This window comes from Streptomyces pactum (assembly GCF_002005225.1).
GTDB lineage: Bacteria > Actinomycetota > Actinomycetes > Streptomycetales > Streptomycetaceae > Streptomyces > Streptomyces pactum_A.
On record NZ_CP019724.1, the window covers coordinates 317,018 to 341,780 of the forward strand.

21 protein-coding genes and 1 tRNA gene are annotated in these 24,763 nt (G+C 72.3%); 6 read left to right on the forward strand and 16 right to left on the reverse strand.

Going from position 1 to position 24,763, the window contains the following annotated elements:
* Window positions 1-269: 269 nt before the first annotated feature.
* The 10 genes from B1H29_RS01310 to B1H29_RS01350 form a co-directional block, all read right to left on the reverse strand.
* Window positions 270-1,490 (reverse strand): FAD-dependent monooxygenase, encoded by a 1,221-nt coding sequence (locus B1H29_RS01310; protein ID WP_055421529.1) that lies wholly within the window; start codon window positions 1,488-1,490, stop codon window positions 270-272.
* Window positions 1,487-2,884: an MFS transporter gene (locus B1H29_RS01315; protein WP_055421528.1), complete on the reverse strand. Its 1,398-nt coding sequence runs from the start codon at window positions 2,882-2,884 to the stop codon at window positions 1,487-1,489. The genes B1H29_RS01310 and B1H29_RS01315 overlap by 4 nt, the downstream gene beginning before the upstream one ends.
* Window positions 2,885-3,140: 256 nt before the next feature.
* The gene (locus tag B1H29_RS01320; protein WP_055421527.1) at window positions 3,141-5,684 is read right to left on the reverse strand and encodes an ABC transporter permease; all 2,544 of its coding nucleotides are present in this window, start codon (window positions 5,682-5,684) and stop codon (window positions 3,141-3,143) included.
* A complete protein-coding gene (locus B1H29_RS01325; RefSeq protein WP_055421526.1) occupies window positions 5,681-6,505 on the reverse strand; it encodes an ABC transporter ATP-binding protein in 825 nt (274 codons plus the stop codon). The genes B1H29_RS01320 and B1H29_RS01325 overlap by 4 nt, the downstream gene beginning before the upstream one ends.
* A 499-nt stretch (window positions 6,506-7,004) precedes the next feature.
* Entirely contained in the window at window positions 7,005-7,712 is a 708-nt protein-coding gene (locus B1H29_RS01330) for a response regulator (protein WP_055421525.1), read from the reverse strand.
* Complete coding sequence (locus B1H29_RS01335) at window positions 7,709-8,953, reverse strand: sensor histidine kinase (protein WP_055421524.1); 1,245 nt, start codon at window positions 8,951-8,953, stop codon at window positions 7,709-7,711. Before B1H29_RS01335 ends, B1H29_RS01330 begins: the two co-directional genes overlap by 4 nt.
* A 147-nt stretch (window positions 8,954-9,100) precedes the next feature.
* The gene (locus B1H29_RS37895) at window positions 9,101-9,241 is read right to left on the reverse strand and encodes a hypothetical protein (RefSeq protein ID WP_159027756.1); all 141 of its coding nucleotides are present in this window, start codon (window positions 9,239-9,241) and stop codon (window positions 9,101-9,103) included.
* Between the two features lie 26 nt (window positions 9,242-9,267).
* Window positions 9,268-10,335: a fatty acid desaturase family protein gene (locus tag B1H29_RS01340; protein WP_055421523.1), complete on the reverse strand. Its 1,068-nt coding sequence runs from the start codon at window positions 10,333-10,335 to the stop codon at window positions 9,268-9,270.
* 256 nt (window positions 10,336-10,591) lie between these two features.
* The gene (locus B1H29_RS01345; protein ID WP_055421522.1) at window positions 10,592-11,803 is read right to left on the reverse strand and encodes an acyltransferase family protein; all 1,212 of its coding nucleotides are present in this window, start codon (window positions 11,801-11,803) and stop codon (window positions 10,592-10,594) included.
* Window positions 11,803-12,777: an alpha/beta hydrolase gene (locus B1H29_RS01350; RefSeq protein WP_055421521.1), complete on the reverse strand. Its 975-nt coding sequence runs from the start codon at window positions 12,775-12,777 to the stop codon at window positions 11,803-11,805. The genes B1H29_RS01345 and B1H29_RS01350 overlap by 1 nt, the downstream gene beginning before the upstream one ends.
* A gap of 616 nt (window positions 12,778-13,393) precedes the next feature.
* On the opposite strand from B1H29_RS01350, the gene B1H29_RS01355 reads away from it, so the two are divergent.
* Entirely contained in the window at window positions 13,394-14,182 is a 789-nt protein-coding gene (locus tag B1H29_RS01355) for a hypothetical protein (RefSeq protein WP_055421520.1), read from the forward strand.
* 35 nt (window positions 14,183-14,217) lie between these two features.
* Here the strand turns inward: B1H29_RS01355 and B1H29_RS01360 are convergent, their stop codons facing one another.
* Window positions 14,218-14,592 (reverse strand): VOC family protein, encoded by a 375-nt coding sequence (locus tag B1H29_RS01360; protein ID WP_055421644.1) that lies wholly within the window; start codon window positions 14,590-14,592, stop codon window positions 14,218-14,220.
* 188 nt (window positions 14,593-14,780) lie between these two features.
* Here B1H29_RS01360 and B1H29_RS01365 point away from each other — a divergent pair.
* Window positions 14,781-14,854, forward strand: a tRNA-Met gene (locus tag B1H29_RS01365).
* Between the two features lie 102 nt (window positions 14,855-14,956).
* Here B1H29_RS01365 and B1H29_RS01370 read toward each other — a convergent pair.
* Both B1H29_RS01370 and B1H29_RS01375 read right to left on the reverse strand, forming a co-directional pair.
* Window positions 14,957-17,761, reverse strand: coding sequence for a hypothetical protein (locus B1H29_RS01370; RefSeq protein WP_055421519.1), 2,805 nt, complete (start codon window positions 17,759-17,761; stop codon window positions 14,957-14,959).
* A gap of 312 nt (window positions 17,762-18,073) precedes the next feature.
* On the reverse strand, window positions 18,074-18,949 hold the full coding sequence (locus tag B1H29_RS01375) for an alpha/beta fold hydrolase (RefSeq protein ID WP_055421518.1): 876 nt from the start codon (window positions 18,947-18,949) through the stop codon (window positions 18,074-18,076).
* Window positions 18,950-19,056: 107 nt separating this feature from the next.
* Between B1H29_RS01375 and B1H29_RS01380 the strand changes: the two genes are divergently transcribed.
* The 3 genes from B1H29_RS01380 to B1H29_RS01390 all read left to right on the forward strand — a co-directional run bounded on the left by B1H29_RS01380 (window position 19,057) and on the right by B1H29_RS01390 (window position 21,962).
* The gene (locus B1H29_RS01380; protein WP_055421643.1) at window positions 19,057-19,563 is read left to right on the forward strand and encodes a CGNR zinc finger domain-containing protein; all 507 of its coding nucleotides are present in this window, start codon (window positions 19,057-19,059) and stop codon (window positions 19,561-19,563) included.
* Window positions 19,564-19,822: 259 nt separating this feature from the next.
* The gene (locus B1H29_RS01385) at window positions 19,823-21,013 is read left to right on the forward strand and encodes an NAD(P)/FAD-dependent oxidoreductase (RefSeq protein WP_055421517.1); all 1,191 of its coding nucleotides are present in this window, start codon (window positions 19,823-19,825) and stop codon (window positions 21,011-21,013) included.
* Between the two features lie 10 nt (window positions 21,014-21,023).
* Window positions 21,024-21,962: a sigma-70 family RNA polymerase sigma factor gene (locus tag B1H29_RS01390; protein WP_055421516.1), complete on the forward strand. Its 939-nt coding sequence runs from the start codon at window positions 21,024-21,026 to the stop codon at window positions 21,960-21,962.
* 430 nt (window positions 21,963-22,392) lie between these two features.
* On the opposite strand, the gene B1H29_RS37900 is transcribed toward B1H29_RS01390, so the two are convergent.
* Both B1H29_RS37900 and B1H29_RS40125 read right to left on the reverse strand, forming a co-directional pair.
* Window positions 22,393-22,746, reverse strand: coding sequence for a hypothetical protein (locus tag B1H29_RS37900; protein WP_055421515.1), 354 nt, complete (start codon window positions 22,744-22,746; stop codon window positions 22,393-22,395).
* Window positions 22,747-22,981: 235 nt separating this feature from the next.
* Window positions 22,982-23,104, reverse strand: a complete 123-nt coding sequence (locus B1H29_RS40125) for a hypothetical protein (protein WP_409350936.1) — start codon at window positions 23,102-23,104, stop codon at window positions 22,982-22,984.
* A gap of 440 nt (window positions 23,105-23,544) precedes the next feature.
* On the opposite strand from B1H29_RS40125, the gene B1H29_RS01405 reads away from it, so the two are divergent.
* On the forward strand, window positions 23,545-24,114 hold the full coding sequence (locus tag B1H29_RS01405) for a snapalysin family zinc-dependent metalloprotease (RefSeq protein WP_055421514.1): 570 nt from the start codon (window positions 23,545-23,547) through the stop codon (window positions 24,112-24,114).
* 109 nt (window positions 24,115-24,223) lie between these two features.
* On the opposite strand, the gene B1H29_RS01410 is transcribed toward B1H29_RS01405, so the two are convergent.
* On the reverse strand, window positions 24,224-24,583 hold the full coding sequence (locus tag B1H29_RS01410) for a hypothetical protein (protein ID WP_055421513.1): 360 nt from the start codon (window positions 24,581-24,583) through the stop codon (window positions 24,224-24,226).
* Between the last annotated feature and the right edge of the window lie 180 nt (window positions 24,584-24,763).

Consider the following 24,763-nt stretch of genomic DNA (forward strand, 5'->3'; position numbering starts at 1 on the left):
GGGGGGAGTCCCGGCCTCGTCGTCGGCGGGCGCGCCCGTGCTCTCCTCCCTTGGACTCCCCTTGGACTCTCCCTCGGACGCCTTACGAGAACGAGCGGAGACCGATCGCCGGGACCTGTGCCGTCACCGCCGGCTGTGGTGCCTGGGCGCCCAGTTGACCGGAGCGTGCCAGCGGCACTCCGCGACCAGGGCGCCCGGGGCACCAGCGCCGGGACCGGACCCGCCGGCCCCGACCGCTGGTGAGGCCCGTCAGCGGCGCCCTCCCTGGCTCACGCCCGGGGCAGGAAGTCGGGCAGGGTGAGGGCCGAATGGGCCGGTCGGCCGTCCGCGGGGGGCAGGACGCTGAGGCCGCGCAGCATGTCGTTGCGCTGCCTCAGAGCCCGCGCGGTGGTCGGGAAGAGTGTGGCACCGCCCGCGCCGACCTGCTCCTGGTTCTCCGTCACGAATCCGCGGGTGTTGGCCTCGTAGGCGGCGAAGCCCGCGGCGTGGTCACGGTCGGCCAGGGAACCGGCGAGCATGTACGCGCCGACGAGGGCGAGGCTGGTGCCCTGTCCGGTGAGGAACGAGGGTGCGTACGCGGCGTCGCCCACCAGCGCGCCCCTGCCGCTGGACCAGCGTGGCATGCGGATCTGGCTGACGCCGTCGAAGAAGAGGTCGTCCGCGTCGCGCATGGCGGCCAGCATCCCCGGAACCTCCCAACGCGCGTCGGCGAAGACCGCGGCGACCAGGTTCCGTTGGGCCTCCGGGTTCCGGAACGCTTCGAACGGCGGTTCCGGGTGGGCGAAGTTCAGGAAAGCGTGCACTTCGTCGTCGTCCCCGACGGCGTAGAGTGCCGCGGCCCTGCCCGGGGTGTTCCACATCAGGGTCTCGTGGGAGAGCCCGAAGGTGTTGCGCATGGTGAACACGGCGAAGCAGTGGCCGAGGTACCGGTGGAACCGCTCCTCGGGGCCGAACAGGAGCTCGCGGGTACGTGAGTGCAGACCGTCCGCACCGACCACCATGTCGAACGTACGCGTGCCGCCCCCGCGGAAGGTGACGTCGGCACCGTGGCCGGACTGGTCGAGGGTCTCGATGGAGTCGTCGAACAGGAACTCCACGTCATCACGGACCGCCGTGTGGAGGGCGTCGGTCAGGTCCCCGCGCCGCACCTCCAGGTCGCGGCCCGCGACACCACCGGTGACGGCGTGGGGGCTGACCGAGGCCACCTCGCCGCCGTCCCCGTCGAGGAAGGTCAGCCGGCGCAGGTCGATGTGCGCGTCCCGCAGTCGCGGCAGGATCCCCATCCTGCGGACGACCTCGAGTGCGGTGCCGCGCACGTCGATGGGATAGCCACCGCTGCGGAGTGTGCCTCCCTTCTCGACCACCGTGACCGCGAATCCGTGGCGGTCCAGCCAGAAGGCGAGGGCGGTCCCGGCGACGCCGGCCCCGGATATCAGGACCGTGCGCTTCCGCGTGGCGGAGGTACTCGCCATCAGGTCGGTGCGGGTCATTCCTTGACTCCTTTGCTCATGGTGCGGGCGACAAGCAGGGCCGGCGCCGTGACGGCGGCGGCGATGACGAAGCCGGTGACGAAGGCCGACTCGGCCGGGACGTCCGTCCCGGAAGGGGTACCGGCGGTGAGGATCGCGCCGCCGATCTGCGCGCCCACGGCGTAGCCGATCACGCGCGTCACCAGGACGAGGCTGGTGGCGATGCCCGTGTCGCTCTGATCGACGGAAGTGGCGGTGTCGGTCACCATCGCGGTGACGCACAGGCCATTCGCCAGCGCGATCATCATCTTGCCGATGACGAGGTGCCAGACCTCGGTGTGCACGGCCGCCAGGCCGATGAGGGCGGCGGCCATGATGACGATCCCGGCGGTGACCACGGCACGCGAGCCGAAGCGCCGCGTCCCCATCGCACTGATCGGCCCGGCCAGTGACGCGGCCACGGCGCCGGGCAGCAGGAAGAAGCCGATCTCGGTGGCGCCGGCCCCGAAGCCGTACCGGTCGGCGGGCACCGCGAACAACTGCGGGACGAGATAGACCGCCACCGAGGTACCGACGCAGATCACCAAGGTCAGCACACTCGACTTCCACATCGCGGGCCGTGCCAGCATGCGCAGATCGATCATCGGCGACGCCGCACGCCGCTCAACGGCCGTCCATCCGGTCGCGAAGGCAGCCAGCACCACGATGAGCGAGCCGAGCACGAGGGGCCGTGAGGCGATGTCGGGCGCCAGCGCGAGCACGAGCATGAGCGTGAGCAGCGTCCCGCTCAGGAGAACCAGCCCGGGCCAGTCGACCCCGGCGTCGCCCGGCCGGCCCGGCGGATCGTGCGGCATCAGCCTGTGCACCAGGACGGTGGCCCCGATGACCGCGATCGTCGGCAGCGCGAACATCCAGTGCCGGGACAGCCCTTCCGCCACGGGTCCGGCCGACAGCGTCCCCGCCATCCCGCCCCCCACGAAGAGCCCGCTGACCACTCCGATGGCCACCTTCGACTCTTCTGCGGGGAGGTGCTTGCGCACCAGGATGAACGACAGGGGCAGCGCGCCCACCATCGCTCCCTGCAGCACCTGGCCGAGCAGCAGCACGGGCAGGTTCGGCGCCAGGGCGGACACCAGGCCACCGGCCGAGACCACCGTCATCAGCCGGATCAGTACGCGTTTTCCGCCATAGCGGTCGCCGAACTTGCCCGCGACCGGTGTGATGAGCGCGCCGGTGATCAGGAGCACGATGCTGAGCAGCGCTCCTTCGGCCGGACTCATGTCCAGCTCGCGTTGGAGGAGCGGGAGCGTCGGCGTCACCACCGACTCCAAGGCACCGGTGGCGACGGCCAGCAGGCCGAGGGCCGCGACAGCGGCCTTCCCGATGCGGCCCGGGGGAGCCTGCGTTGCGGTCATGGAGGTCCTTTCCGTCATTGCCGGGCGGGTCGGTGGGGCGGTGGTACGCGTGGCGCTGCCGCCTCGCGCGGGCACGGCGCGGGCACGGCGCGGGCCCGGCTCCGCAAGGCGGCGCACTGCTCCCGATGCGGCCGCGCCGAACGCCGTCGAGGGCCACCGCGGCACGCTGTGGTCCGCTGCTCGAGGCCCGCGAACCGAGAGGTCGTACGAAACGGGAGTCCGCGAGTGATACCGGCTCCCGCTCCCTGTACACGCGCTACGACCAGCGGCGCAGCGCCGCCCGCGCCGGCAGCGTCACCGCGAGCAGGGCCAGGCCGCCGGTGGCCGCCGCGAAGGATGCGTACACCAGCGGGGGCACGTACGGCGCCTCGCCGGTCATGCCGTGCATCATCGGGATCAGCGTGGCCGCGGCGATCGCGGAGCCGAGGACCACGCCCACCGCGGAGACCAGCAGTCCCTCCCAGCGGAGCATCTGCATCACCTGGCGCCGGGTGGAGCCGACGAGGCGCAGCGTGCCCAGCTCGCGGCGGCGGTCGAGGACCGTCATCACCAGGGTGTTGACGGCGGCGACGGCGGCGAAGCCGCCGAGGACCGCGGCCATGGTGTTGTTGGTCCAGGCGCCCAGGTGCGCGTCGAGGTTCTGCTCGGTGGCGTAACCGGACGCGTCGGTGACCTCGCCCAGGGGGGTGAGCGACTTCTCCGAGCCGCCGCGTACCAGCAACGTGCTGTCGAAGCCCGAGGTGACGTGCCCGGCCAGGGAGGCCCGGTCCATGGTCACCGTGGCCAGGCCGAGGCCGCGGCCGTAGACCGCGACGATCTCGGGGCGGGCGTCGGTGCCGTCGGGGAGGTAGAACGGAAGCCGGTCGCCGACGCCGGCGTCCGCCGAGGCCGCCAGGGTCTTGTCGATGGCGATACGGCCCTTGCCGAGCCGGTCGAGGCTGCCTTCACGTACGTCCAGGTCCTGAACCTTCGCGAGCTCGGCGCCGGAACCGGTGACGCCCTGGGCCGCCGCCCCCCGCAGCGACTTGAACTCGCCGGAGCCGACCGGCACCAGCACCTGCGTGTTCAGCAGGCCGACGGCCGCGGTCACGCCCGGCGCGCGGGCGGCGTGTGCCACCGCGTCCGCCGGGAGCCCGGCCGGGTCCGTGACCACGTGGTCCGCGGTGATGCCCGCGCGCAGTTGCTTGTCGGCGGCGTGGTTCTCGCTCGTGTGCATGAAGACGAGCGTCGAGGCGAAGGCCATGGCGAGCGCGATCGGGGTGATCGCGGAGGCGAGGCGGCGGGCGTTGGCACGGGAGTTGGCGGCCGCGAGTCCGGCGGCCGGGCCCGCCCCGCGCAGGGGTAGGCCGAAGAGCCCCGCGCACACTCGCGCGACCAGCGGGCCGAGCAGTGCGACGGCGAGCATGAAGAGCATCACGACGCCGAGCGCCGCGCCGGCCGCGCCGTCCCCCGTGGAACTGGCCGAGAGGCCGGTGAGGAACCCGCCGCCGACGAGGGCGCCGATGCCCAGCACGGTACGGATCACGCCTGGCCGCAGCCGCTCCACCGACGCATCGGTGAGCGCCTGGCCCGGCTTGGTCTTGGCGGGCCTGCGTCCTGCCGCCCAGCCGGCGCCGAGCGCGGTCAGCAGCCCGGCGGCGACGGCGACGAGGAGGGGGATCCAGGAGACGTGCACCCGCACCGCTTGTGGGATCGCGCCGCGTTCCTGCAACTGCCCGAACCACCAGTGCGCGAGCCCGATGCCGGGCAGGCAGCCGACGATCCCGGCGAGCGGCGCGACGAGCAGCGCCTCGGAGGCGACCGCGCGGCGGATCTGCCGCGGGGTGGCGCCGACGGCGCGCAGCAGCGCGAATTCCCGCGCCCGCTGGGACACGGACAGGGCGACGGTCCCGGCCGCGGTGAAGACCGCGACGATGGCGGCGATGCCGCCGAAGGATCCGCCGATTCCGAAGAGAGTCTCCTTCGCGTAGCCGAGGCCCGGATCCTCGATGGCACCGCGGTCGTCGCCCAGGTACACCTCGGCGACGGAGCCCGCCAGGGCCTTCTGCACGGAGCCGGCGAGGGCGTCGGCATCGGTGCCGTGCCGCGCCAGCACGGCGATGGCGTCCGCCTTGCCGGGGTGGCCGGCGAGCGTGGGGGCCTGGCCGTCGGCGAACCAGGCGAGGGCGCCTGCGGCGCCGGCACTGCGGGCGGTGTCCGCGGGTCCGGCCTCGGCGACGCCCGCGACGCGGAAGTCCCGCCGCCCGGCGGCGGTCTGCAGCACGACGGTGTCGCCGACGGCGGCCTTCGCGGTGCGGGCCGTACCCGCGTCGAGCACGACTTCGCCCTCGCGGGGCGCGGAGCCGGTGGTCAGCGCGGTACCGGTGAACGCGTGCGAGCCCCAGCCGTGCCCCGTCAGCGCACCGCCCGCGACGGGCAGTTCACGGGCGCCGAAGGCCGCACCACCGTCCGCCGCGCGCACCGGGAAGGTGAAGTCCGGGACCGCGGCGGCCACGCCCGGCGCCTCGGCGGCCTTCGCCGCCAGTCCGGCGTCCACCCGTGCGGTGTCCGGCAGCGGGGTCGCCTCCTCCTCGCGGTCCTCGCCGCTGCCCGTGGCCACGCGCACGTACTGGTCCGCCGCCGCGACGACCGGCGCCTTCGCGTACCGCTGGGGCGGCACCGTCGCGCGCAGGCTGGTCTCGAGCAGGATGCCGCAGGCCGTGACGATCAGTGCGGACATCAGCAGCGCGACGAAGGTCCCCGCGAAGGACGCGGGCTTGAAGCGGACGGCCGCACGGGCGAGTCCGTTGGGAAGCCTCATGCCGTCGCACCTGCCATCGCCTCCACGCGGGCGGTACGGGCGGTGAGCACCGTCATCCGCGCCGCGATCCGCTCCGCCGAACCGCGCTCCAGGTCACCGGCGAAGGCGCCGTCGGCGAGGAACCGCACACGGTCGGCCCAGGCGGCCGCGGCGGGGTCGTGGGTGACCATGACGACGGTGGCGCCGAGGGTGTCGACGGCGTCCCGGAGCAGGCCGAGTACCTCGGCGGCGGTGCCGGTGTCGAGGGCGCCGGTGGGCTCGTCGGCGAAGACCACGTCCGGGCTGGTGACCAGGGCGCGGGCGACGGCCACGCGCTGCTGCTGGCCGCCGGAGAGCTCACCGGGCCTGCGCCGCGCCTTGTCGCCGAGCCCGACCTGCGCGAGCACCGCCTGTGCCCGCCCGCGGTCCTGGCGCCGGCCGGCGAGGCGCATCGGGAGCAGCACGTTCTGCTCCACGGTCAGCGACGGCAGCAGGTTGAAGGCCTGGAAGACGAAGCCGACGCGGCTGCGACGCAATTCGGTGAGCTTGTTCTCGCTCATGCCGGTGATCTCCGTACCGCCGAGGCGCACGGAGCCCGCCGACGGCCGGTCGAGCCCGGCGGCGCACTGCAGGAAGGTGGACTTGCCGGACCCGGACGGGCCCATGACCGCGGTGAACGTGCCGCGCGGCAGGGCCAGGTCGACGCCCGCCAGCGCGTGCACGGAGCCCGCGCCGCGGCCGTACTGGCGCCGGACACCGCGCAGTTCGACGGCGAGGCCGGGTGTGGTGGCCGGGGCCTCCGGTCGGTGGTCCGTCTGCTGCCGCTTGCTGCGTAGCCTCATGTTCCGCCCTCTCGCGATCTTTCGTGCCGATGTGTGGAGAGTGCGGGACCGGGTGCGTGCCGGGCGTCATACGCGGGAGCCAATGTGGAGGTGCTACCGCGGTAGGGGGTGGAGGAGGGGCGGGCTCTGCCCGCCGCCGGAGGGCTGCGCCTCCCGGGCCCGGGGCGCGGCCCCGGCCTGCGGCGGAACGGGTCGTCCCCCGCTCGGCGCTTGTCGCAGAGCACGGGAAGGGGCGGCCAGGCTGCCGCCGGCTCGGCGCGCACGGGGGCTTGCCGCCGTTGCCGCGCCGTCCTCGCCGCCCCGTGCCGGGACCCGGACAAGTGCTCGTGGTCGTTGCGAGGAGCCGGCTCGCGGGCCGCCCTGACAAGACCACGTCCCGCCCGACGCGGTTCAGGGCGGCCGGAAACAGCGCCGTGCGAGCGTCGGGGCCCGCGGGCCATCTCCGCCTCCGGTGGCGACGGGCCCGGGGCCCCGGGGACGGCCCCGGGGTGGCGCCGTCCTACTCGCCCGGGGCCACCAGCCCCGATTCGTACGCGAAGACCACCGCCTGGGCGCGATCGCGCAGGTCGAGCTTGGTGAGGACGCGGCTCACGTGTGTCTTCACCGTCTGCTCGGCCAGTACCAGAGTCTGCGCGATCTCCGCGTTGGACCGCCCTCGGGCCACCAGGACGAGGACCTCGGTCTCGCGTGCCGTCAGGGCCTTGAGTCGCAGCGCGGGCTTGCCCCGGGCGGCGGGACGTTGCCGGGCGAAGTCCGCGATGAGGCGGCGCGTCACCGAGGGAGCGAGCAGCGCGTCGCCCGAGGCCACGACGCGTACCGCCGCGATGAGATCGGCCGGCGGCGCGTCCTTCAGCAGGAAGCCGCTCGCGCCCGCCCGCAGCGCCTCGTAGACGTAGTCGTCGACGTCGAACGTGGTGAGCATCAGGACGCGGGGCCGGTGCTCCCGTACTCCCTGAACGTCGTGGGCGGTGCCCCCACCGCCCGGCGGGGGCGCGAGGAGGCGGCGCGCGGCCTCGAGGCCGTCCATCTCGGGCATGCGGACGTCCATCAGCACGACGTCGGGGTGGGTGCGCCGGCTCAGCTCGACGCCCTTCGCACCGTCCGGGGCCTCCCCCACCACGTCGATGTCGCTCTGGGCGGCCAGCAGCGCGGCGAAGCCGGCCCGCACCATGGCCTGGTCGTCGACGATGATGACGCGCGTCGTCACGTGAGGTCCCCTTCGGTCAGCGGAAGTTGTGCGGCGACCCGGAAGCCGCCGTCCGGCAGCGGGCCCGCGTCGAGGGCACCGCCGGCGAGGCGCACCCGCTCACGCATGCCGACGAGGCCGTGCCCGGTGCCGCCCTCCTCGAGCGGCGCGACGGGCGGCTCGGGCGGCGGCGCGTTGACGACGAGGACGGTGAGCCGCGCGCCGCCTGTCGAAACGGACTCGGAGACGGACTCCGACACCGACACCCGCGTCGGAGCACCCGGCGCGTGCCGCACGACGTTCGCGAGGGCCTCCTGGACGATGCGGTACGCGGACAGGCCCACCACCTCGGGCACATCGGCGTCGCAGGGGGTGAACTCCACCGGCACTCCCGCCCGCACCGTCGCCTCCACCAACTGCCCGATCCGCGTCAGGCCCGGCTGGGGCGCGAGCTCGCCGTGCGCCTCTTCGTTGCGCAGCACGCCGAGGAGCCGTCGCATCTCGCCGAGCGACTCGCGCGCGGTCGCCGCGATGGACGTGAACTCCTCCTGCACATCCTGCGGAAGCCCGTCGATGCGGTACGCCGCGGTGCCCGCCTGCACCGTGATGACGGACATGTGGTGCGCCACCACGTCGTGCAGCTCGCGTGCGATGCGAGCGCGCTCCTCCAGCAGGGTCCGCCGCTCGCGCTCGGCCTCGCTGATCGTCTCCTGCTCGGCCAGCCTGCGCTGCACCTCGTACCGCTCGCGGAGTGCGGCGGCGAGCAGGAGTGCCACGCCGCTGAGGATGGTGAGCAGTGCGCTCCTGGCGCTCGTGCCGCCCGGCGCGACGAACCCCAGGCCGATGTTCGCGCCCGCCGTCGCCAGCCACACCACGAGGAGCGTCCGGCGCGGCTCGCGCAGGCCGAGGGCGAGGCAGAGCGCGACGTACCCGACGATCTCCATGGGCGGGAACGGCCACACGTTCTGGTCGTCGAGGTCCACGGCGAGCAGGGCGAGCGCCCCGGCCACGTCCGCGGCGAAGATCACGTACCAGGCCTGCAGCGGGCGGACGACGGCGAGCAGCAGCGGTGCCGACTGCGCGACGGCCAGCGCGCTCGCGATGCCGCCGTTCAGGCCGTAGTCGACGCTGAGCACCTGGATGGTGGTGGGCAGCAGGGCGACGCACAGCACGAACGCCACGCCCCAGGGCAGCAGTCGTACCCACCGACGCGAAGCTCCCGCGAACAGCGCCCGCGCGGGTTCCTGCTCCACTGAGGTCATGGTCCCCAGCTTAGGTGCGGCGAGACGGCGTCAGGGGACGCGCAACCGTCGGGGATCTCGGCGGGACCGTGGACGCCGGTTCCGGCGGCGGCGTCGTTCACCGGGCTGTCCGTGCCGGGCGCCAACAGGCCACTGTGCCCGGACGCGTCATGCCGTGAGCCGGTGTGCGCCGAGCACCCTGGCGCCGGGTCCGGCATCGTGGCCGAGGCCGCGCAGCTCCAGGTGGGGCACGGCCGCGATCCAGTCATCATCGCCCTTGTCTCCCTTGTGTCCTCGAGGCGCGGTCACGACCGGCCTCCGTCCTCCGCTACGCATCAGACGCCGGCGCGCAGCGGTTCTCCCACTTCGTGCAGGTGTCGCAGGGCCTGACGGTAGGAGTCGACGAGGCCGGTCTCCGTGTACGGGACGCCGAGGTCGTGGCAGTGGGCCTTCACCATGGACTGGGCGAGCCTCAAGTGGGGGCGGGGCATGCTGGGGAACAGGTGGTGCTCGATCTGGTAGTTGAGGCCGCCGAGGAACCAGTCGGTGAGGACGCCGCCCCTGATGTTGCGGGACGTGAGGACCTGGCGCCGCAGGTGCCCCCACTTCTGGCCGTCGGGGTCGGGCATGTCCATCCCCTTGTGGTTGGGCGCGAAGGCCATGCCCAGGTGCAGCCCGAACAGGGCTTGATGGAGCGCGGCGAAGACGAGTGCGTGCGCGAGCGGCATCGTCGTCAGGAGCAGCGTGACGTACCCGGTGATGTGGGCGATGAGGAGGGTGCCCTCCACCAGGCGCTCGCGGCCGCTCTGGCGGCGCAGGTACCGGAAGCCGTGAAGCTTCAGGGCGAGGCCTTCGAGGAGGGTGAGGGGGAAGAAGAGCCATGCCTGGTGGCGGGTGAGCCGGCCGCGCAGGCCTGCGCGGGTGGCGGCCTGCTCGCTGGTGAAGACGAGGACGTCGGCGGCGACGTCGGGGTCCTTGGCGATGTGGTTGGGGTTGGCGTGGTGGCGGTTGTGCTTGTCGTTCCACCACGCGTAGCTCATGCCCAGCAGGAGGTTGCCGTGGACGAGTCCGATGCGGCGGTTCGTGACGCGATTGACGCTGATCTGGGCGTGGCCCGCGTCATGGCCGATGAACGCCGTGCGGGCACACAGGACGGCGAGGACGGGGGCGAGGGCGAGGACCCACCACGAATCGCCGAGGAGTGCTATGCCGGTGACGACGGTGGCCAGGCCGAGCGCGTTGGTCACCATGGTGCCCGCGTACCAGCCGGTGCGCCGCTCGAGCAGGTCCTGTCCCTTGACGTCGCGCAGCAGAGGTGTGAACTCGCTTCTCGTCTCGGGTGGGCACTGCCTCGCGTTGGCCTTCTCGGGGTGTGGCAGAGCGGTTTCGCCGGCCGAGGACATGGTTGTACTCCCGTGTTCGGTGGAGGGTGCTGATACGGCGCGTGACTCGTCAGCCCGGGGGGGGTTGTCGTGGTGCACGGTTTCGCCGGCTCGCCGAGGTGCTTCGAGCCCTCGGTGACGAAGCGGCGCAACGTACCGGCCGCGGCCGGTGAACGGCCCGCCGGGCCGGCGGCCCGCCCGGCGGGCCGTCGTGCGCGGGCGGCCGTGCGTGCGGCGGCCGCGGACCGCGGTGAAACGGCGGTGCGGGTACCGTCGCTCACGTCGCCAGCGCGAAGTAGGCGAAGCCCGCCGCCAGCACCCCCGCCGCCGCACGACGGGTCCTGCCGGTTCGGTCCCACGGGGTCTCCAGGGGCTGGGCGACCTTCGCGATCGCCACGAGCAGCCCCGCGAAGAGCGGCACCCAGGCCATCCGCGCCAGGACCCATCCGACCGTGTCCGGCGCGGTGGTCAGGCCGGGGACCTCGCCCGAGAACGAGGCGGGGACCGCGGCGGCGAGCATCGCCGTCTGGTGCCAGCACAGGATCGTCATGGCCGACAGATTGATGATCACCACCGGGGCCCACAGGACGGGGCGCCGGAGCAGACGGGCCAGTCGGTCGCGCAGCAGGGCCGCCGCACCGGACTGGGCCGCCGCGAGCGCCAGGACCAGGAGGGACGGCGGGTGTGAGTTGGTCCGGGACGCGCCGGGCACGCCCACCATCGACGCCGGGTAGTGGAAGGCCAGCAGCAGGACGGCGAACAGGGCCGCACCGCCCGCGAGCAGCAGCCACGCCCCGCGGCGGCCCAGCCGCCCGGCCGCCCAGGACACGCCGAGCTGGTAGGCGAACATCCAGCCGGGAAGCACGTTGAGCAGACTCACCCAGGACGGCATCGCGTCCGCGTACGGTCCGTAGCGCAGGAAGTCGACCACCGCGACCGAGCCGAGCAGCGGGGCCGCGGACCAGGAACCGAGGTGCCGCGAGGCGCGGACGCAGTACGGCGTGAGGGCCGTGATCACGGCGTAGACGCCGACGAACCACAGGGGCTGGACGACCAGTGTCGACGCGGTGTGCAGGGTGGCGGTCGGGACGCCGAGGCCGTAATGGAGGGTGGGAAGCAGCAACGCCCATACGGCGGTGACGCCGAGGACCGGGCGGCCCAGCCGGATGAGCCGGGCGGTGGTCCACTCGCGGACCGATCCCTTGCGGCGCCGGTAGGAGAGGTACGAGGAGTAGCCGCCGACCAGGAAGAAGATGCCCAGCATCTGGAGGACCCAGCCGGCCGGGGCCAGGGCGCCGAACGCGGAAAGCGGGCTGGCGTTGTGCAGGCCGCCGCCGGTGTCGAGGGTGAAGCCGCCGAGCAGCCAGTGGCCGGTCGGGACGGCCAGGAGTGCCAGCGCGCGCAGGCCGTCGATGGCGCGGTCGCGGTGGGCGGGGGTGCGGTCGTCGATCTTGGCGGTGAGCTTCGCGAGCTTCGCGGGGGTCCTCATCACAGGTCTCCGCCGGCGATCGCCGCGAACGCGGCCAGGGTGGAGGTGCCGGTAGCGAAGTACGCGTCGTGCGCGGGGACGTCGTCGGCGGGCAGGACGGTCGCGCCGAACCCGGACGAGGTGGGGTCCGCGCCGTGGCCCAGGCCCAGGACCTCGACATCGGGGACGCGATCGATCCAGTCGTGCGGGGACTTCGCCGCCCAGACGCGGGCCTCGGTGTCGAGTGCGGTGACGTCGTCGGCGCGCATGCCGGGCGATCCCATGACGACGATGTCGCTCGCGTCGGTGTCGGGGGCGGCGAGGCCGCAGACCACGGAGCCGTAGCTGTGGCAGAAGAGGGAGGGGTCGGGGAGGCCTGCCGCCTCCAGCCCGTCGGTGAATCGGGTGAGACGCTCGGCACCGGCCTCGGCGAGCCGGCCCGTCGCCAGGTCCAGGCCGATACCGGAGGGGGTGGTGTAGCCCGCCCAGGCGATGACGGCCGTATCGTCACCCGCCTCTTCCTGCAGGTCGGCGGCCCACCGCGCCGTACGGTCGAACGCCGAGATGTCGATGTCCGAGCCGGGGACGATCACCGCGACGTGGGTGGCCTTCGCCAGGTCGCCGGTGACCTGCGCGATCAGGCCGCGGCCGCGCGGGTCGTACGCCAGGACCTGGTCGCCCGCGGGGGCGTTGGCCTCGTAACGGAGGTTCACGGGGGCTCCGTCGAGGTTGCCCACCACGGTGGGGTGGTCCTCGGCGAGTCGCTGTTGCTGAAGGCCGGTCAGGCCGGCGAAGAAGGCCGCCACCTCGGCCGGGGTGGCCGCGGCGGGATCCGGTAGCTTGCTGCCCAGCCAGTCGTCCGCCAGCCATGCGGCGGTGCCGGGGAGCGGACCGCTCGGCGCGCTCCGGCTGCTCTCCGAGGCCCAGCCCGCCGTGCTGCCGACCAGCAGTGTGGTCAGTGCGGCGATGGTCAGGGTCTTCCTGAAGCGGCGCATCCGTCCGTCTCCCTCTGTCTCGTCCGTGGTGACGGGGAGGAACGTAGGAAGACGGTCGGGCGTGGGGCGTCACGCCGTGGAGCCAAGTCCGCAGTGATACCCCGGTAGGGGGTGGGTTAGCGACTGCTCACGGGCGTGGAGAGCAACGGCACGGGGCCGCCGCCGACCGCTTCAGGAGCACATCGCCGGTGCCTCTCGCACGGGGCGTCCCTCGGACGCCGGCTCAGGTGTCCGCGAGTGAGGCGTGGATCCGGCTGACGGCACCCAGCAGCTCGTCTCGGTGCTCAGCGAGCCCGGTCCAGGCCGGAAGGCGGGCGGCCGTGGTCACTTCTGTCCGGCGTCTTACCAAGCGCTCGCTCTCGCGACCGCCTCCGTGATCGGGGCCGTCGGGCGCTGGGAGGATGAGTGTGCAACTGCGCCATGGCGCGGCGTGAGTGGGCTGTGGCCCCGTCCGTCGGGTGCGTTCAGCGGCTTCGAGCCGGTGCGGTCCTCGCCCGCACGACCCGCGGTCGGCCGGGAGGCGTACCCTCGAGTCGAGGCCGCAACCGTCACGCGATCCGCGGGCAAGTTCCAGTGGCTCGCCGGCCGGGCAGCACGGACGGTCTAGGCTTCGCCGATGCAGTCCTTCCCACCGCCGCGGATACCGGCGAACGAACTCCGGCCCGGTCGCCACTGGTATGCCACGGCGGCTGCGATCGCCGTCCTGCTGAGCGTGCTGGGCGTGGCCATCGGTGTGTACCGGTTCAACAGCGCGATCGACGCGGTGGACACCGACAATCAGTTCGCCAACGGCGACACGGTCACCCTGCGGCTCGAGCCGGAGAGCGAGAAGACGATCTGGGTCAAGTACCCGGGCCGGTCGCCCGGCCCGGAGTGTGACGTCACCGGGCCGGGCGCCCCAGGTCTCACGGATCCCGGACCCGACGTGTTCCTCACCCGTGACGAGACCTGGATGCCGCTCGCCACCATCGACGTGCCGAGGGCAGGCGACTACACGATCACCTGCTCGTCCCAAGCGCTCTCCCGGTACGCCATGGGAGCCCCCGGAGGCCTCGTCGCACTCGCGGGCCGGCTGGTGCTCGCCATCACTCTCCCCGTCCTCGGAATCGGCATCTGCGCGGTCATCGCTCTCGTCACCGCCGTCCGTCGGCGCGGCCATCGCAAGCGGCTGCTCGCCGAACGCCACGGCTCCCGGGGTGGCCACACCGCCCACCCCGATGCGAGCCTCGCCGCCGGTTGTCGACCCGACGAAACAGGGACGCCGGCGACACCTGTCCGACGAACCGTCCCGGCCCGGACCCAACCTGACGGCGTGACCGGGGACCACATGCCGGACCACGGCTCCTCGCTCCGGCCGGCTGATCGAACCCAGGCGCCGAAGTCCCCGCCCGACGTCCGGTTCTGACGCCCCGTTTCTGCGAGGGCGACGACTCGGCCGACTCAGTGGAGACAGAAACAGAACGGATGGCCCGCCGGGTCCGCGTAGATACGCCAGTTGGTCCCCGGGCGGAGCTGGTCCGTCCGCTCCAGCACCGTCGCGCCGAGGGCAAGCGCCCGCTTCTCCTCGCCGTCGAGGTCGTCCACGTCGAAGTCCAGGTGGAGCTGCTGCGGACTCTCCTGGCCGGGCCATTGGGGCGCTCGGTAGCCGTCCACCCGCTGGCAGGCCAGCGGCGTCCCCTCGAACCCGTGCACCTCGACCCAGTCGGCGTCCTCCGCGTCCTTGACCACCCGCCCGCCGAGCAGCTCCGCGTAGAACTCCGCGAGCCGTACCGGATCGGCGCAGTCCAGCGCGACCGCCTGCAGCTTTCGAATCACTTCCGACACCCCTCGCTCCACGGCCACGGCCGCGACACCCTCGTACGGGAGGGTTCGTACCCGCCGCCGCGGCGGGCATGCGCGGCGGCACGCCCCTCCCTTGCGGCGACGCCCGTCGGGGCCTCGCTCGGCGCGCGGACCACCGCACTCCGCCCCACGAAGACCACCGTGTACAGTGGCATTACCGCCGCGGGGTGGAGCAGCTCGGTAGCTCGCTGGGCTCATAACCCAGAGGTCGCAGGTTCAAATCCTGTCCCCGCTACGAGAAGAGAGGGGCCCGGCGTCAGCCGGGCCCCTCTTCGATTTCCGACCTACGGCCGCGGCCCTCACTGCCGGTGACCGATTGCGGCGGCGACGGTCGCGCCTACCCGGGACAACCGGTCTCCGGGTCGCGTCGCTGCTGGGAGTCGAACAGGTCGCCCTTCATGTACGAGCAGGTGGGCGCGGCGTCCATGTCGTGGATGTCGGAGATCCGCAGGATCGCGAGGTTGCGCTCGTTGCCGATGCGGGAGGCGCGGAAGTCGATCTCTCCGGTCGCCCCCTGGAAGGTGACCTCCCTGAGTCCCTGGGCGATCGCTGCCCGGTGCGGCGCCACTTCCTCCTCCGACGCGGTGTCCAACTGCTGGTGCAGTGCGGAAGTAGTCCTGACGAGCAGTCCCGCCACGTCGTACGTCGTGCCGGTGCGCTCCGCCGGCCACGGCGTCTGGGGCGACTCCTCGTCGGGAAGCGTCTTCGAGAGTTCCGTTCGAAGCTTCTTGTAGCCCGCGCAGAATTCGTCCAGGGGCGTCCCCACTCCCAGCAGAGGTGCGGGTCGCCCTTCCTCGGCGCACGACGGCCCGGCCAGCGTGACGAGGCTGCCCATACCGACGTACGACATCGACCGGTTCGCGAGCGAACTGTGTTCCCGGTTCTCCCTCTGGGCTACGAACCGGGAGACCGCGTCGGCGGCCACGAAGAGGGGGAGCTTGCCCTGACTGGTGCAACCGCTGGTCGCGGACCGCAGAAAATCCCCGAAGTCGTCCTCGCGTCCTATGTAATAGACGATCTCGTCGCTCCTGTCGACGCCGTCTGCGCACAGGGAGTCCACCTCACCGGCTGACTCCCGCCAAGTGGCCTCCGTCACGGGCACCGCCGCGTCGTCCAGCTCGGCGGTGGCCGCCTCGACCAGGGTGCGGAGGTAACTGTCCGTTCTGGCCGGGTGGTACAGGGTCACCCGCCGCGTCTCGAGATGCCGCGCGTACTCGGCGACCAGTTGGGCCTGTTCGGTGTTGTCCGGGACCATCTGGAAGTACAGGGGCGACCGCTCCCCCAGCCCGGAGCCGGTCAGAGTGGTACCGATGGTCGGAACACCGGCCAGGCCGATCTCGGTGATCGCCTGCTCGGTCTCCTCGACCGTGCGGTCCAGCCCGACCACGGCCACCACCGAGGGATCGTCGTCGAACAGGGGCCGGAGCATGTCGCGCACCACCTCGGGCGCCTTGCGCATACCGTCTCCGCCGTTGGCCACGATGACGCGCAACAGCGGCAGGGTCTTGGATTTGACGTTCTGTGCCCGCTGGCGCAGCAGGAGCCCCTCGAGTTCCTCGGCGGCGGCGTGATCGGTGTCCGGCGCAGCCTCACGGTGGGTCAGGCCGACGAAGTGCACGATGCTGAGATAGGGGCGGCCCGGCTGCTGACCGTGCAGCTTCTTCGCCGTCTCGTTCTGCGCGAAGATCGCCTGCTGCGCCCTGACGAGTCGCTTGTTGGAGCCGAAGATCTGCACCGCGTCGTCGCTGTAGCCGACGCACTGGCGGTCGTCCGGGCCCATCTGCGCGGTTCTGACGGAGACACCGTCGTGAACGCCGTCGCGGAAGTACACACAGTCGGCGGCCCACGAGTCGACCACGCTCCGGGTCACGGGGAGCAGTACCAGGACCATCACGAGTGCCAGCAGGGTTTCACCGATGCCCCGGCGGGACAGGAAGGGGGGCGTGGGCGGACGGAAACCCCCTGCCCTCTCCCAGACTTCGTGCCGGCCGTTCCGTTCCACCCGGGCCGGTGGCAGGGCGATCCACAGGTAGCGGGCGTTCTCCGCCAGTCGCTGCCGTTTGCTGGGCAGGTTGTCCAGCCATGCCTTCAGGGCGTCCAGCGCGTCCTGGGGGTCGCGAAGCATGCCGGAGTCCCCTGCCTCCAGCGCCGCCGGGCGCTCATCGCACGCGGCGACCACGAGGAGGGGATCGAGCTCGCCGGTCTCGTTGCGGACCTCGCTGATGAGACGCAGCAGCTCCCAGCCACCGTTGCTTTCGGCGAGGTTGTCGAGCAGAACGATCGTGTAGGCCGTACGGCGCCACCCTGAGCGTTTGGGAAGGAGGCTCCAGCGACGACGGCGGTACGCCCGGCGCAGGTCTTCGAGGAAGGCGTGCACCAGCAACTTCTTGATCTGCTCGGGGTTCTCCGTTTCACGCCCGCGCTCGGTGAGCCGCTCCGCGAATCCACGGAAGCTGGTGGAGTGGCGGGGGACCATGAAGGGTTGCCGGCGCATGAACCAGCGCGCCTCCCGCCCCAGGCCGGGGCTGCGTCGCCCCAGCCAGCGCAGCCCCATACGGCGGCCGGCCTCCACGAGCAGGTAGAGGGTGGACCCGACGAAATTGAGGGGTGAGGGTGTGGCGGCCGTGGCGGTCGTGAGAGCGGCAGGGTCCGACTGGTGCGCCCGGCCGGTCCACTGGCGCAGCAGGTCGGCCAGTTGCTGCTCGTGACGCCCCGGTGTGGGCGACAGATGCTGGCCCGTCAGCCAGTCGGCCAGCCGGTAGTAGTCGAAACGGAAGGGGCGCCCGGGACCGAAGCGGTCGCCGGCGAGTTTGGTTCTCAGCTCGTCCAGGAGCGGGATCAGCGGGAGCGAACGGTCCTGGACGTCGGTCCAGCGGTCCGTCACGGACTCGTTCACCGACTCGGCGTCGACGTAGGCGTGGGGCACCGAGGACCGGTGGTCGGATGCCTCCAGCCGCTCGTTGACCGCGATCAGGAAATCGTTCGGGCCTCGGTCCCGGACGAGACAGACCAGCGGCAGGGGACGTTCGCCTCGTACTTCGTCGTCCGAGGTCTTGGCCAGAAACCGTCGCCGTCGAGTCAACTCTCTTAACATGCAGACCAGTTCGACCATGCCGGTGAAAGACCGCCCCGTTTCTGGCATGTCTGGCAGGTTACCCGCGTCCATCACGTCCGATGCCCGATTTTCGCCAGACGGCGCATGGTGCGCGTGTGGTGATGCCGGGTTTCGGCCGGCCCGTCACAGAGGCGTCCCGAGCTGCCCGACGGGTGAGGTGCGACCGGGCTCGGAACCCGACAACCCCGGTACGTTCGCCGGATTCGGGCCGGCCCGCCCCGTCCGGGGTCACCGCACGGGCGACCCGCCACCCCGGTCGGCACGGCTCCGGCCGTCCGGGCTGGCGGGCTTCGGGGGCCGGTTGTGCCGTTCACCCGCCCGGGGGCCCTTTCGGGGGCTTCACGCCGGTGATCCGGTGGTGGTCAGGAACGCGCGAACGTGCCCGGCCACGGTGTCCAGATGGCTTTCCAGCAGGAAGTGTCCACCTCCCGGAACCAGGTGGATCTCCGCGTCCGGCAGGTCCCTCGTGAAGGCGCGCGCTCCGTCCGGGCCGAAGATCTCGTCGCCGTCGCCCCAGACCGCGAGGAGAGGCACCTGGCGTTCCCGGAAATAGGCCTGCACCTGGGGGTAAAGGGGCGGATTGCCGGCGTAGTCACGGAACAGGGCGAGCTGCACGAGGTCGTTGCCCGGCCGGTTCACGTCGCGGTGGTCAGCGGCCCAGGTGTCGGGATCGACCAGCTCAGGCCGGTCCACTCCGTGCAGGTACTGCCAGCGGATGGCATCGAGCGAGAGGGCGGAACGGACGCCGGGTTCGGTCTGGGGCCCCGGGTTCTCCCAGTACGCCCGTACGGGCTTCCAGAATTCCGGTACGAAGCCGTCCTCGTAGGCGTTGCCGCTCTGCGTGATCACCGCGGTGATCGCGTCCGGGGTGCGCAGCGCCAGCCGCCAGCCGACGGGAGCGCCGTAGTCCTGGACGTACAAGGCGTAGCGAGCGATGCCGAGCTGGGCCAGAAGCGCTTCGGTGATGTCGGTCAGGGCGTCGAAGGTGTAGGTGAACGCGTCCACCGAAGGGGCGTCGGAGTTGCCGAACCCGAGGTGGTCGGGAGCGATGACGTGGAAGCGATCGGCCAGCTCCGGAATGAGATTGCGGAACATGCGTGAGCTGGAGGGGAACCCGTGCAGGAGGACGAGCGTGGGGGCCTCGTGGGCTCCCGCCTCGCGATAGAAGACGCGCTGCCCCCGCACTGTGACGTACCGGTGGAGAACCTCAACCATTACTAACCCCTTTGAAGCTTTTTGGTGGTTACCTCTTGGCGTCCAGTAGACCGCTCCTGAGGTAACCTGTCAAACGACTTGATGGAGTTACCCGGGAGGTGAGGTCCGTGCTGGACGACCAAGCCCTGATGCAGGCGCTGAACAGCACGCCCGTCTCGGGTGGCCGACGCCAGGACCTGTGGCATGACGACCGCGAGGTGGACAGGTGGGCACGGGAGCACGGGGGCCTCGGAGGCGGCCAGGAGCGCGAGTGGCTGCGTACCGCCCGGGACGCGCTCCAGGCGGTGGAGACGGGCGCGACCACGGAGCCCCGGCTCGGCCGAGTCCTCGCAGGCGTCCGCAAAGTCCCGCAGCCCTTCGCGTCGGGCATCGAGTGGCGCTTGGAGGTACCGCCGGAGCGCAGGCTCGCCGTGGAACTCGTGCTCGCGTGGGCCGACGTCAAGGCCCGCATGCCCGGCCGTCTGCGGCCGTGCGAGAACCCTGAATGCCGCCTTTTCCTCCTGGATCGCAGCCGCGCCAACACCGCTCGGTGGTGCTCGATGAAGACCTGCGGGAACCGGCTCAAAGCCCGCCGGCACCAGGCCCGGGCACGGGAGACCCCGCGACCCGAGTAGAGCGTCGGCGAGCGCGGCCCCCGCAGGGGTGGTCCCGTGCCCGCAGGTCTCCGGCCACGGGACCGGCCGGGCCGACGGGCCATCGACTCGGCCGGGCCCTGGCACCGCCGCCGGCATCACCCGGCCCGCCGGACCCCCGCGTCCCCGGGACCCCCGGGACCAGGGACAGGCATCAGTGACCGGCGTCACACCAGGCTCCTGTCAGCAATCGGGACGCCGTCTCGTTCAAGGGGCACGCGAACGAGACAGGAGCACTGCCATGAAGCACCGCATCGTCGTACTCGGCGCCGGATACGCCGGGGCCTTCGCCGCCGGAAACCTGGCCCGTCGGCTCTCGCCCGCCGACACCGAGATAACCGTCGTCAACGCCGTGCCCGACTTCGTCGAGCGGATGCGGCTCCACCAGCTCGCGGCGGGCCGGGACCTCGCGTTCCGCAAGCTCGCCGACGTGTTCGCGGGCACCGGGGTGCGGTTGCGCCTGGCGCGCGTCACCGGTGTGGACCCCGAGCGCCGGACCGTCGCCGTGACCGGCGAGGACGGCGACGCGGAGCTCGCGTACGACACGCTCCTCTACGCGCTCGGCAGCTCCGTGGCCCACCGTGACGTCCCCGGCGTGGCCGAGTACGCCTTCGACGTGACCGGCCGGTCCTCGGCGCTGCGTCTGCGTGAACGCCTGGCCGGCCTGGGCGCGGGCGGCACCGTGCTGGTCGTCGGTGAGGGGCTGACCGGCATTGAGACGGCCACCGAGTTCGCCGAGTCCCGGCCCGATCTCACGGTCGCGCTCGCCGCACGCGGCGAGCTGGGCGCGTGGCTCTCCCCGAAGGCCCGCCGTCACCTGCGCCAGGCCTTCGACCGGCTCGGCATCACCGTCCACGAACACACCGGCATCGAAGCCGTCGAGCCGACCCGGGCGATCGCCACCGGCGGCACGTCCATCCCGGCCGATGTGACCGTGTGGTCGGCCGGGTTCGCCGTGCACCCCATCGCCGCCGCGAGCGGACTGGAGGTCGCCGAGACGGGTCAGATCGTCGTCGACCGCAGCATGCGCTCGGTCTCGCACCCGGACGTCTACGCCGCAGGTGACTGCGCCTACGCGATCGGCGAGAACGGCCGGCCGCTGCCGATGTCCTGCGCGTCGGCCGGCTTCACCAACATGCAGGCGACCGCCGCGATCATCGCGCGCCTGACGGGCGGCGCGGTCCCGACCACCGGGCTGAAGTACCACGGCAACCACATCAGCCTCGGGCGGCGGGACGCGATCTTCCAGATGGTGGACGGGGACGCCCGGTCGAAGTCCTGGTGCCTGTCCGGCCGGACCGCCGCGCGGCTCAAGGCGGGCGTACTCAAGGGGGCCGGGTGGGGCATCGCCCACCCGACCTTCGGCATGCCGAAGCGCAGGCGCCGCCTGGCCACCGCGCCTGACCGGGCCGCGGTGAGGGCCGCCGCATAGGCTGCTCCGCATGGACAGCGCAGCCATCGATCGGTTCGAGGCCAGCCGGGGCCGGCTGGCCTCGCTGGCGTACCGTCTGCTCGGCTCGGCCGCCGACGCCGAGGACGCCGTGCAGGACACGTTCCTGCGCTGGCAGGCCGCGGACCGCGAACGGGTCGAGGCGCCGGAAGCATGGCTGACCAAGGTCGTCACCAATCTCTGCCTCGACCGGCTCCGCTCGGCGCAGGCCCGTCACGAGCGAGCGGCCGGCGCCTGGCTGCCCGAGCCGCTCCTGGAGGGCGACCCGATGCTCGACCCCGCCGACACCTTCGAGCAGCGGGAATCGGTGTCCTTGGCCGTGCTGACCCTCTTGGAACGCCTCTCGCCGGTCGAGCGGGCCGTCTACGTCCTGCGTGAGGCCTTCTCGTACAGCCACGCCGAGATCGCCGGGATCCTCGACATCAGCGAGTCCGCGAGCCAGCAGCATGCCCACCGGGCCCGGGTCCGGGTCACCGCCGAGCGCCGGCGCGGCGTCGAGGCCGACCCCGCGTCCGCGCGCCGGGTCGTCGAGGCGTTCCTCGCCGCCGCAACTTCAGGGCGCACCGAACGGCTGGTGGCCCTGCTCACCGACGACGTGACGGCGGTCTCGGACGGTGCCGGACTGGGCAAGCGGCTGCTGCAGTACAAGACGCGGGAGCGGGTCGCTTCCTACGTACGGGCGGGTTTCAAGCCCACGCCCGCCAAGCGGCGGCTGGCCGGCGGCTCGCCCGCGATGCACATCGCCCGGGTCAACGGCTGCCCGGCCGTCCTGGCCGTGATCGGCGACCGGGTCGTGGGCACCGTGGCCTTCGAAGTACGCGACGGCAAGGTCGCGTCCCTGCGCGGCATCGCCGCCGCGGACCGGCTCGGGCGTCTCAACGCGGCCTGGCGGCAGCACGAACCCGGCGCGCCGGTCATCGAGGCGTGGTGAACACCGCGGTCCGGTGACCTGAACCGGAGCGAGGAGGACGGGCCTTCGGCCCCCTCGCCCCACAGCCCGGGGCCGAAGGCGCGTCGGTGTCCGGAATCGGCGTCGGCCACGCGGCAGGGCAGTGGCGGCACGCCGGTCGGGGCAGTGACGGCACGCTAGCGTTCCGTCCTGTGGAGTGCGGCGCCTTTCTCGCCGCAGTCCAGCAGGTCTCATCGGGGGTGGCCGGCAGATCCGCGGCCGCGCCCCGCCCTCCGAGGGTGATGTCGCATTCCGGCTGACGACGGCCGCCGGCATGATGCCGTGCCCCGCGGTGATGGCCTTGTCCCCGCTCGCACGCTGGGGGCGGACGCTTCCGGCAACGCGGCACGCACCGCCGGCGGCGACCGCTCCGAGGTGGTCCGCGCCCCCTGCTCAACCGTTGTTGTGCGGGTCAGTCGGCATACACGACGATCAGACACAGAGCCACGAACGGCACGACCGACGTGCCGAGCAGCGTCAGCGCTGCCGGGACCGCCGCCGTCAGCCGCTCCGTGCCCCTGCGCCGGCTCCGGCGGAACACGAGGCGGGCCACGAGAACCGGCAACACCACGACGGCGAGGAAGACCACCGTCGCCGAGAGTCCGCTGAACGCGGTGGTGCCGGTGTCGGTGACCAACCGCCAGGCGGTCGCGCCGAAGACGACCGCCGATCCGGCCAGAAGTACACCTGCGAACACGGTCGCCACGGCGACCGTGAGCCCTTCGGTCAGCCGCTCCGCGCGCGTGCGCTTCCGAAGCTCTTCCACTGTCCGGCTCTCCCCCATGCCCGCCCCCGGGCGCCGCACGTCTGTATCGCCGGCGCTTTCGCCGGGACGCTCAGCCTGCCGGCGGCACCGGAGCGCTCAAGGTCCCGGACGCGATGATCTCACGGGGGCGTGCGGTGAACTCGTACCGGGCGCCCGGCACCGCCGCCGCGGGTGTGCGGCTCAGCCGCGCGGACGTGGCCGCCGCGATCGACCGGTTCGGCCGGGAGTTCGGCCGCTATCCGTACGGCGAGACCGACCTCGTGATGACCAGCCGCTTCGGCGGCGGCGTGGAGTACCCGGCCTCGTCCTCCCCGGCACCACCGAGGAGGGCGGCGCCGTCGTCCACGAGGTGGCGCATCAGTGGTGGTACGGCATCCTCGGCAACGACGCGTACGCCTCACCGTGGCTGGACGAGAGCTTCGCCCAGTACGCCAACGCCCGCTTCCACGGCTTCGCACGCACCCTAGGCGCCGAGACCATGGCACGGCTTCTCTCAAGCGGTACATCGAAAATCACCGGTACGGCATCTCCACCACCGCCGACTTCAAGAAGGCCGCCCAGTCCCTGACGGGCGAGGATCTCGGCCCCTTCCGGGAGGCCCACCGCATCCGCTGACGGTCCGTCCCAGGGCGGGCCCCGCCGCACCCCGGTCCACGAAGCCCATGAGATCGGTGGCGCCGGCTCCGTGGAGAAGGCGGCGCTCGGAGTCGGAACAACGGATTGGCGGCCGTGCGCGGCGGGCAGGGAGTCAGTTAGTGTCATGCACACGACTGCCCTTCCCCCACAAGGAGGTCGACCATGCACGTTCGTACCCTGACCGGCGGCCTGGCCGCGGCTCTGCTGATGTCCCTACCCGTACTGAGCGGCCAGGCCGTGGCCGCCGAACCGTCCGGCGGCACCACGCTCCCCCTGTCCGCCGCCCGCGTGCTCACCTACGACGCGAGCGGCTCGGCCGAGTTCAGGTCCGCGGTCGACCGGGGCGCGGCGATCTGGAACGAGAGCGTCGACGGCGTGGAGTTGCGCCCCGTCGCCTCCGGCCGGCGCGCCAACATCCGGGTCCTCGCCGACAACGGCTGGCCGCGCGCCCTGCCCACCTCCCTGGGCAACGGCACCGTCTACATCGGACGCCAGGCCGTGAACCAGGGCTACGACACGGTACGTATCTCATCCCACGAGCTCGGCCACATCCTGGGCCTGCCGGACCGCAAGCCCGGTCCCTGCTCCAGCTTGATGTCGGGCTCCACCGCGGGCGTCTCGTGCACCAATCCCTACCCGGACACCGCCGAGAAGGCCGAGGTCGAGGGCAACTTCCCGGCAGCCTTCAGGGCACCGCTACCGGCGCCGCGGGCCGTTCCTGCCGGGGACTGACCGGCCCCGCGGTCCTCCTGCGCGAACAGCGGTGAGGGTCCTACCGGTGCGCGCCGGCAGGACCCTCACCGCGTGTCGTGCCGTCTCCGGCACGGCGGGCGCCCTTCGGTCAGTGCTCGGAGTAGCTGAAGTCGCCCACGGTCCAGGCGCTGACGTCCTCGATCGCCACGCGGTACATCCCTCCCGTCTCCGGGATCCCCACCGTGCCCTGCAGGATCCGGGCGACATGGAAGTGCAGGTGCGTGGGCGGACCGTCCTTCTTCGCGGGGGTGTCGAAGACAGTGGAGAACGCGTTCAGCCGGGCGGAATCCGTCAGTACCTCCGACACCCGTTGCCGCCACACGGCTTCGGGGGCCAGGCGACCGGTGATGACAGCACCACCCGTGACCACGGTTAGGGACATCTGGCTGCTCTGCCCGGACTCCACAAGGGCAGCGATGTCAGTGATGAGCTCGTCAGGCTTCGGCATGAGACCGAATTCTATGCACCGGCCTGCCGCAGCGGTTCGAGTGGTGGCACACCGCGCAAGGCAACCGCTCGCCGATCCGCCACCGAAGGCGGCGGATCCCACCGCCGGCAACCGCCGTGGACTGCCGTCGGCACCGAGGGGCGGGGCCCGCCCTTGCCCCGGCCCGACGGGCGAACCGGA

Coding starts and splice junctions, on each gene's coding strand:
- B1H29_RS40125 (WP_409350936.1), bottom strand. CDS start 23,104: ATGCGCCACCTCGTGGACGACGGCGCCGCCCTCCTCGGTGGTGCCGGG.
- B1H29_RS01345 (WP_055421522.1), bottom strand. CDS start 11,803: ATGAGGACCCCCGCGAAGCTCGCGAAGCTCACCGCCAAGATCGACGAC.
- B1H29_RS01325 (WP_055421526.1), bottom strand. CDS start 6,505: ATGAGGCTACGCAGCAAGCGGCAGCAGACGGACCACCGACCGGAGGCC.
- B1H29_RS01370 (WP_055421519.1), bottom strand. CDS start 17,761: ATGCCAGAAACGGGGCGGTCTTTCACCGGCATGGTCGAACTGGTCTGC.
- B1H29_RS01335 (WP_055421524.1), bottom strand. CDS start 8,953: ATGACCTCAGTGGAGCAGGAACCCGCGCGGGCGCTGTTCGCGGGAGCT.
- B1H29_RS01350 (WP_055421521.1), bottom strand. CDS start 12,777: ATGCGCCGCTTCAGGAAGACCCTGACCATCGCCGCACTGACCACACTG.
- B1H29_RS01385 (WP_055421517.1), top strand. CDS start 19,823: ATGAAGCACCGCATCGTCGTACTCGGCGCCGGATACGCCGGGGCCTTC.
- B1H29_RS01375 (WP_055421518.1), bottom strand. CDS start 18,949: ATGGTTGAGGTTCTCCACCGGTACGTCACAGTGCGGGGGCAGCGCGTC.
- B1H29_RS01315 (WP_055421528.1), bottom strand. CDS start 2,884: ATGACCGCAACGCAGGCTCCCCCGGGCCGCATCGGGAAGGCCGCTGTC.
- B1H29_RS01340 (WP_055421523.1), bottom strand. CDS start 10,335: ATGTCCTCGGCCGGCGAAACCGCTCTGCCACACCCCGAGAAGGCCAAC.
- B1H29_RS01310 (WP_055421529.1), bottom strand. CDS start 1,490: ATGACCCGCACCGACCTGATGGCGAGTACCTCCGCCACGCGGAAGCGC.
- B1H29_RS01390 (WP_055421516.1), top strand. CDS start 21,024: ATGGACAGCGCAGCCATCGATCGGTTCGAGGCCAGCCGGGGCCGGCTG.
- B1H29_RS01320 (WP_055421527.1), bottom strand. CDS start 5,684: ATGAGGCTTCCCAACGGACTCGCCCGTGCGGCCGTCCGCTTCAAGCCC.
- B1H29_RS01405 (WP_055421514.1), top strand. CDS start 23,545: ATGCACGTTCGTACCCTGACCGGCGGCCTGGCCGCGGCTCTGCTGATG.
- B1H29_RS01355 (WP_055421520.1), top strand. CDS start 13,394: ATGCAGTCCTTCCCACCGCCGCGGATACCGGCGAACGAACTCCGGCCC.
- B1H29_RS01410 (WP_055421513.1), bottom strand. CDS start 24,583: ATGCCGAAGCCTGACGAGCTCATCACTGACATCGCTGCCCTTGTGGAG.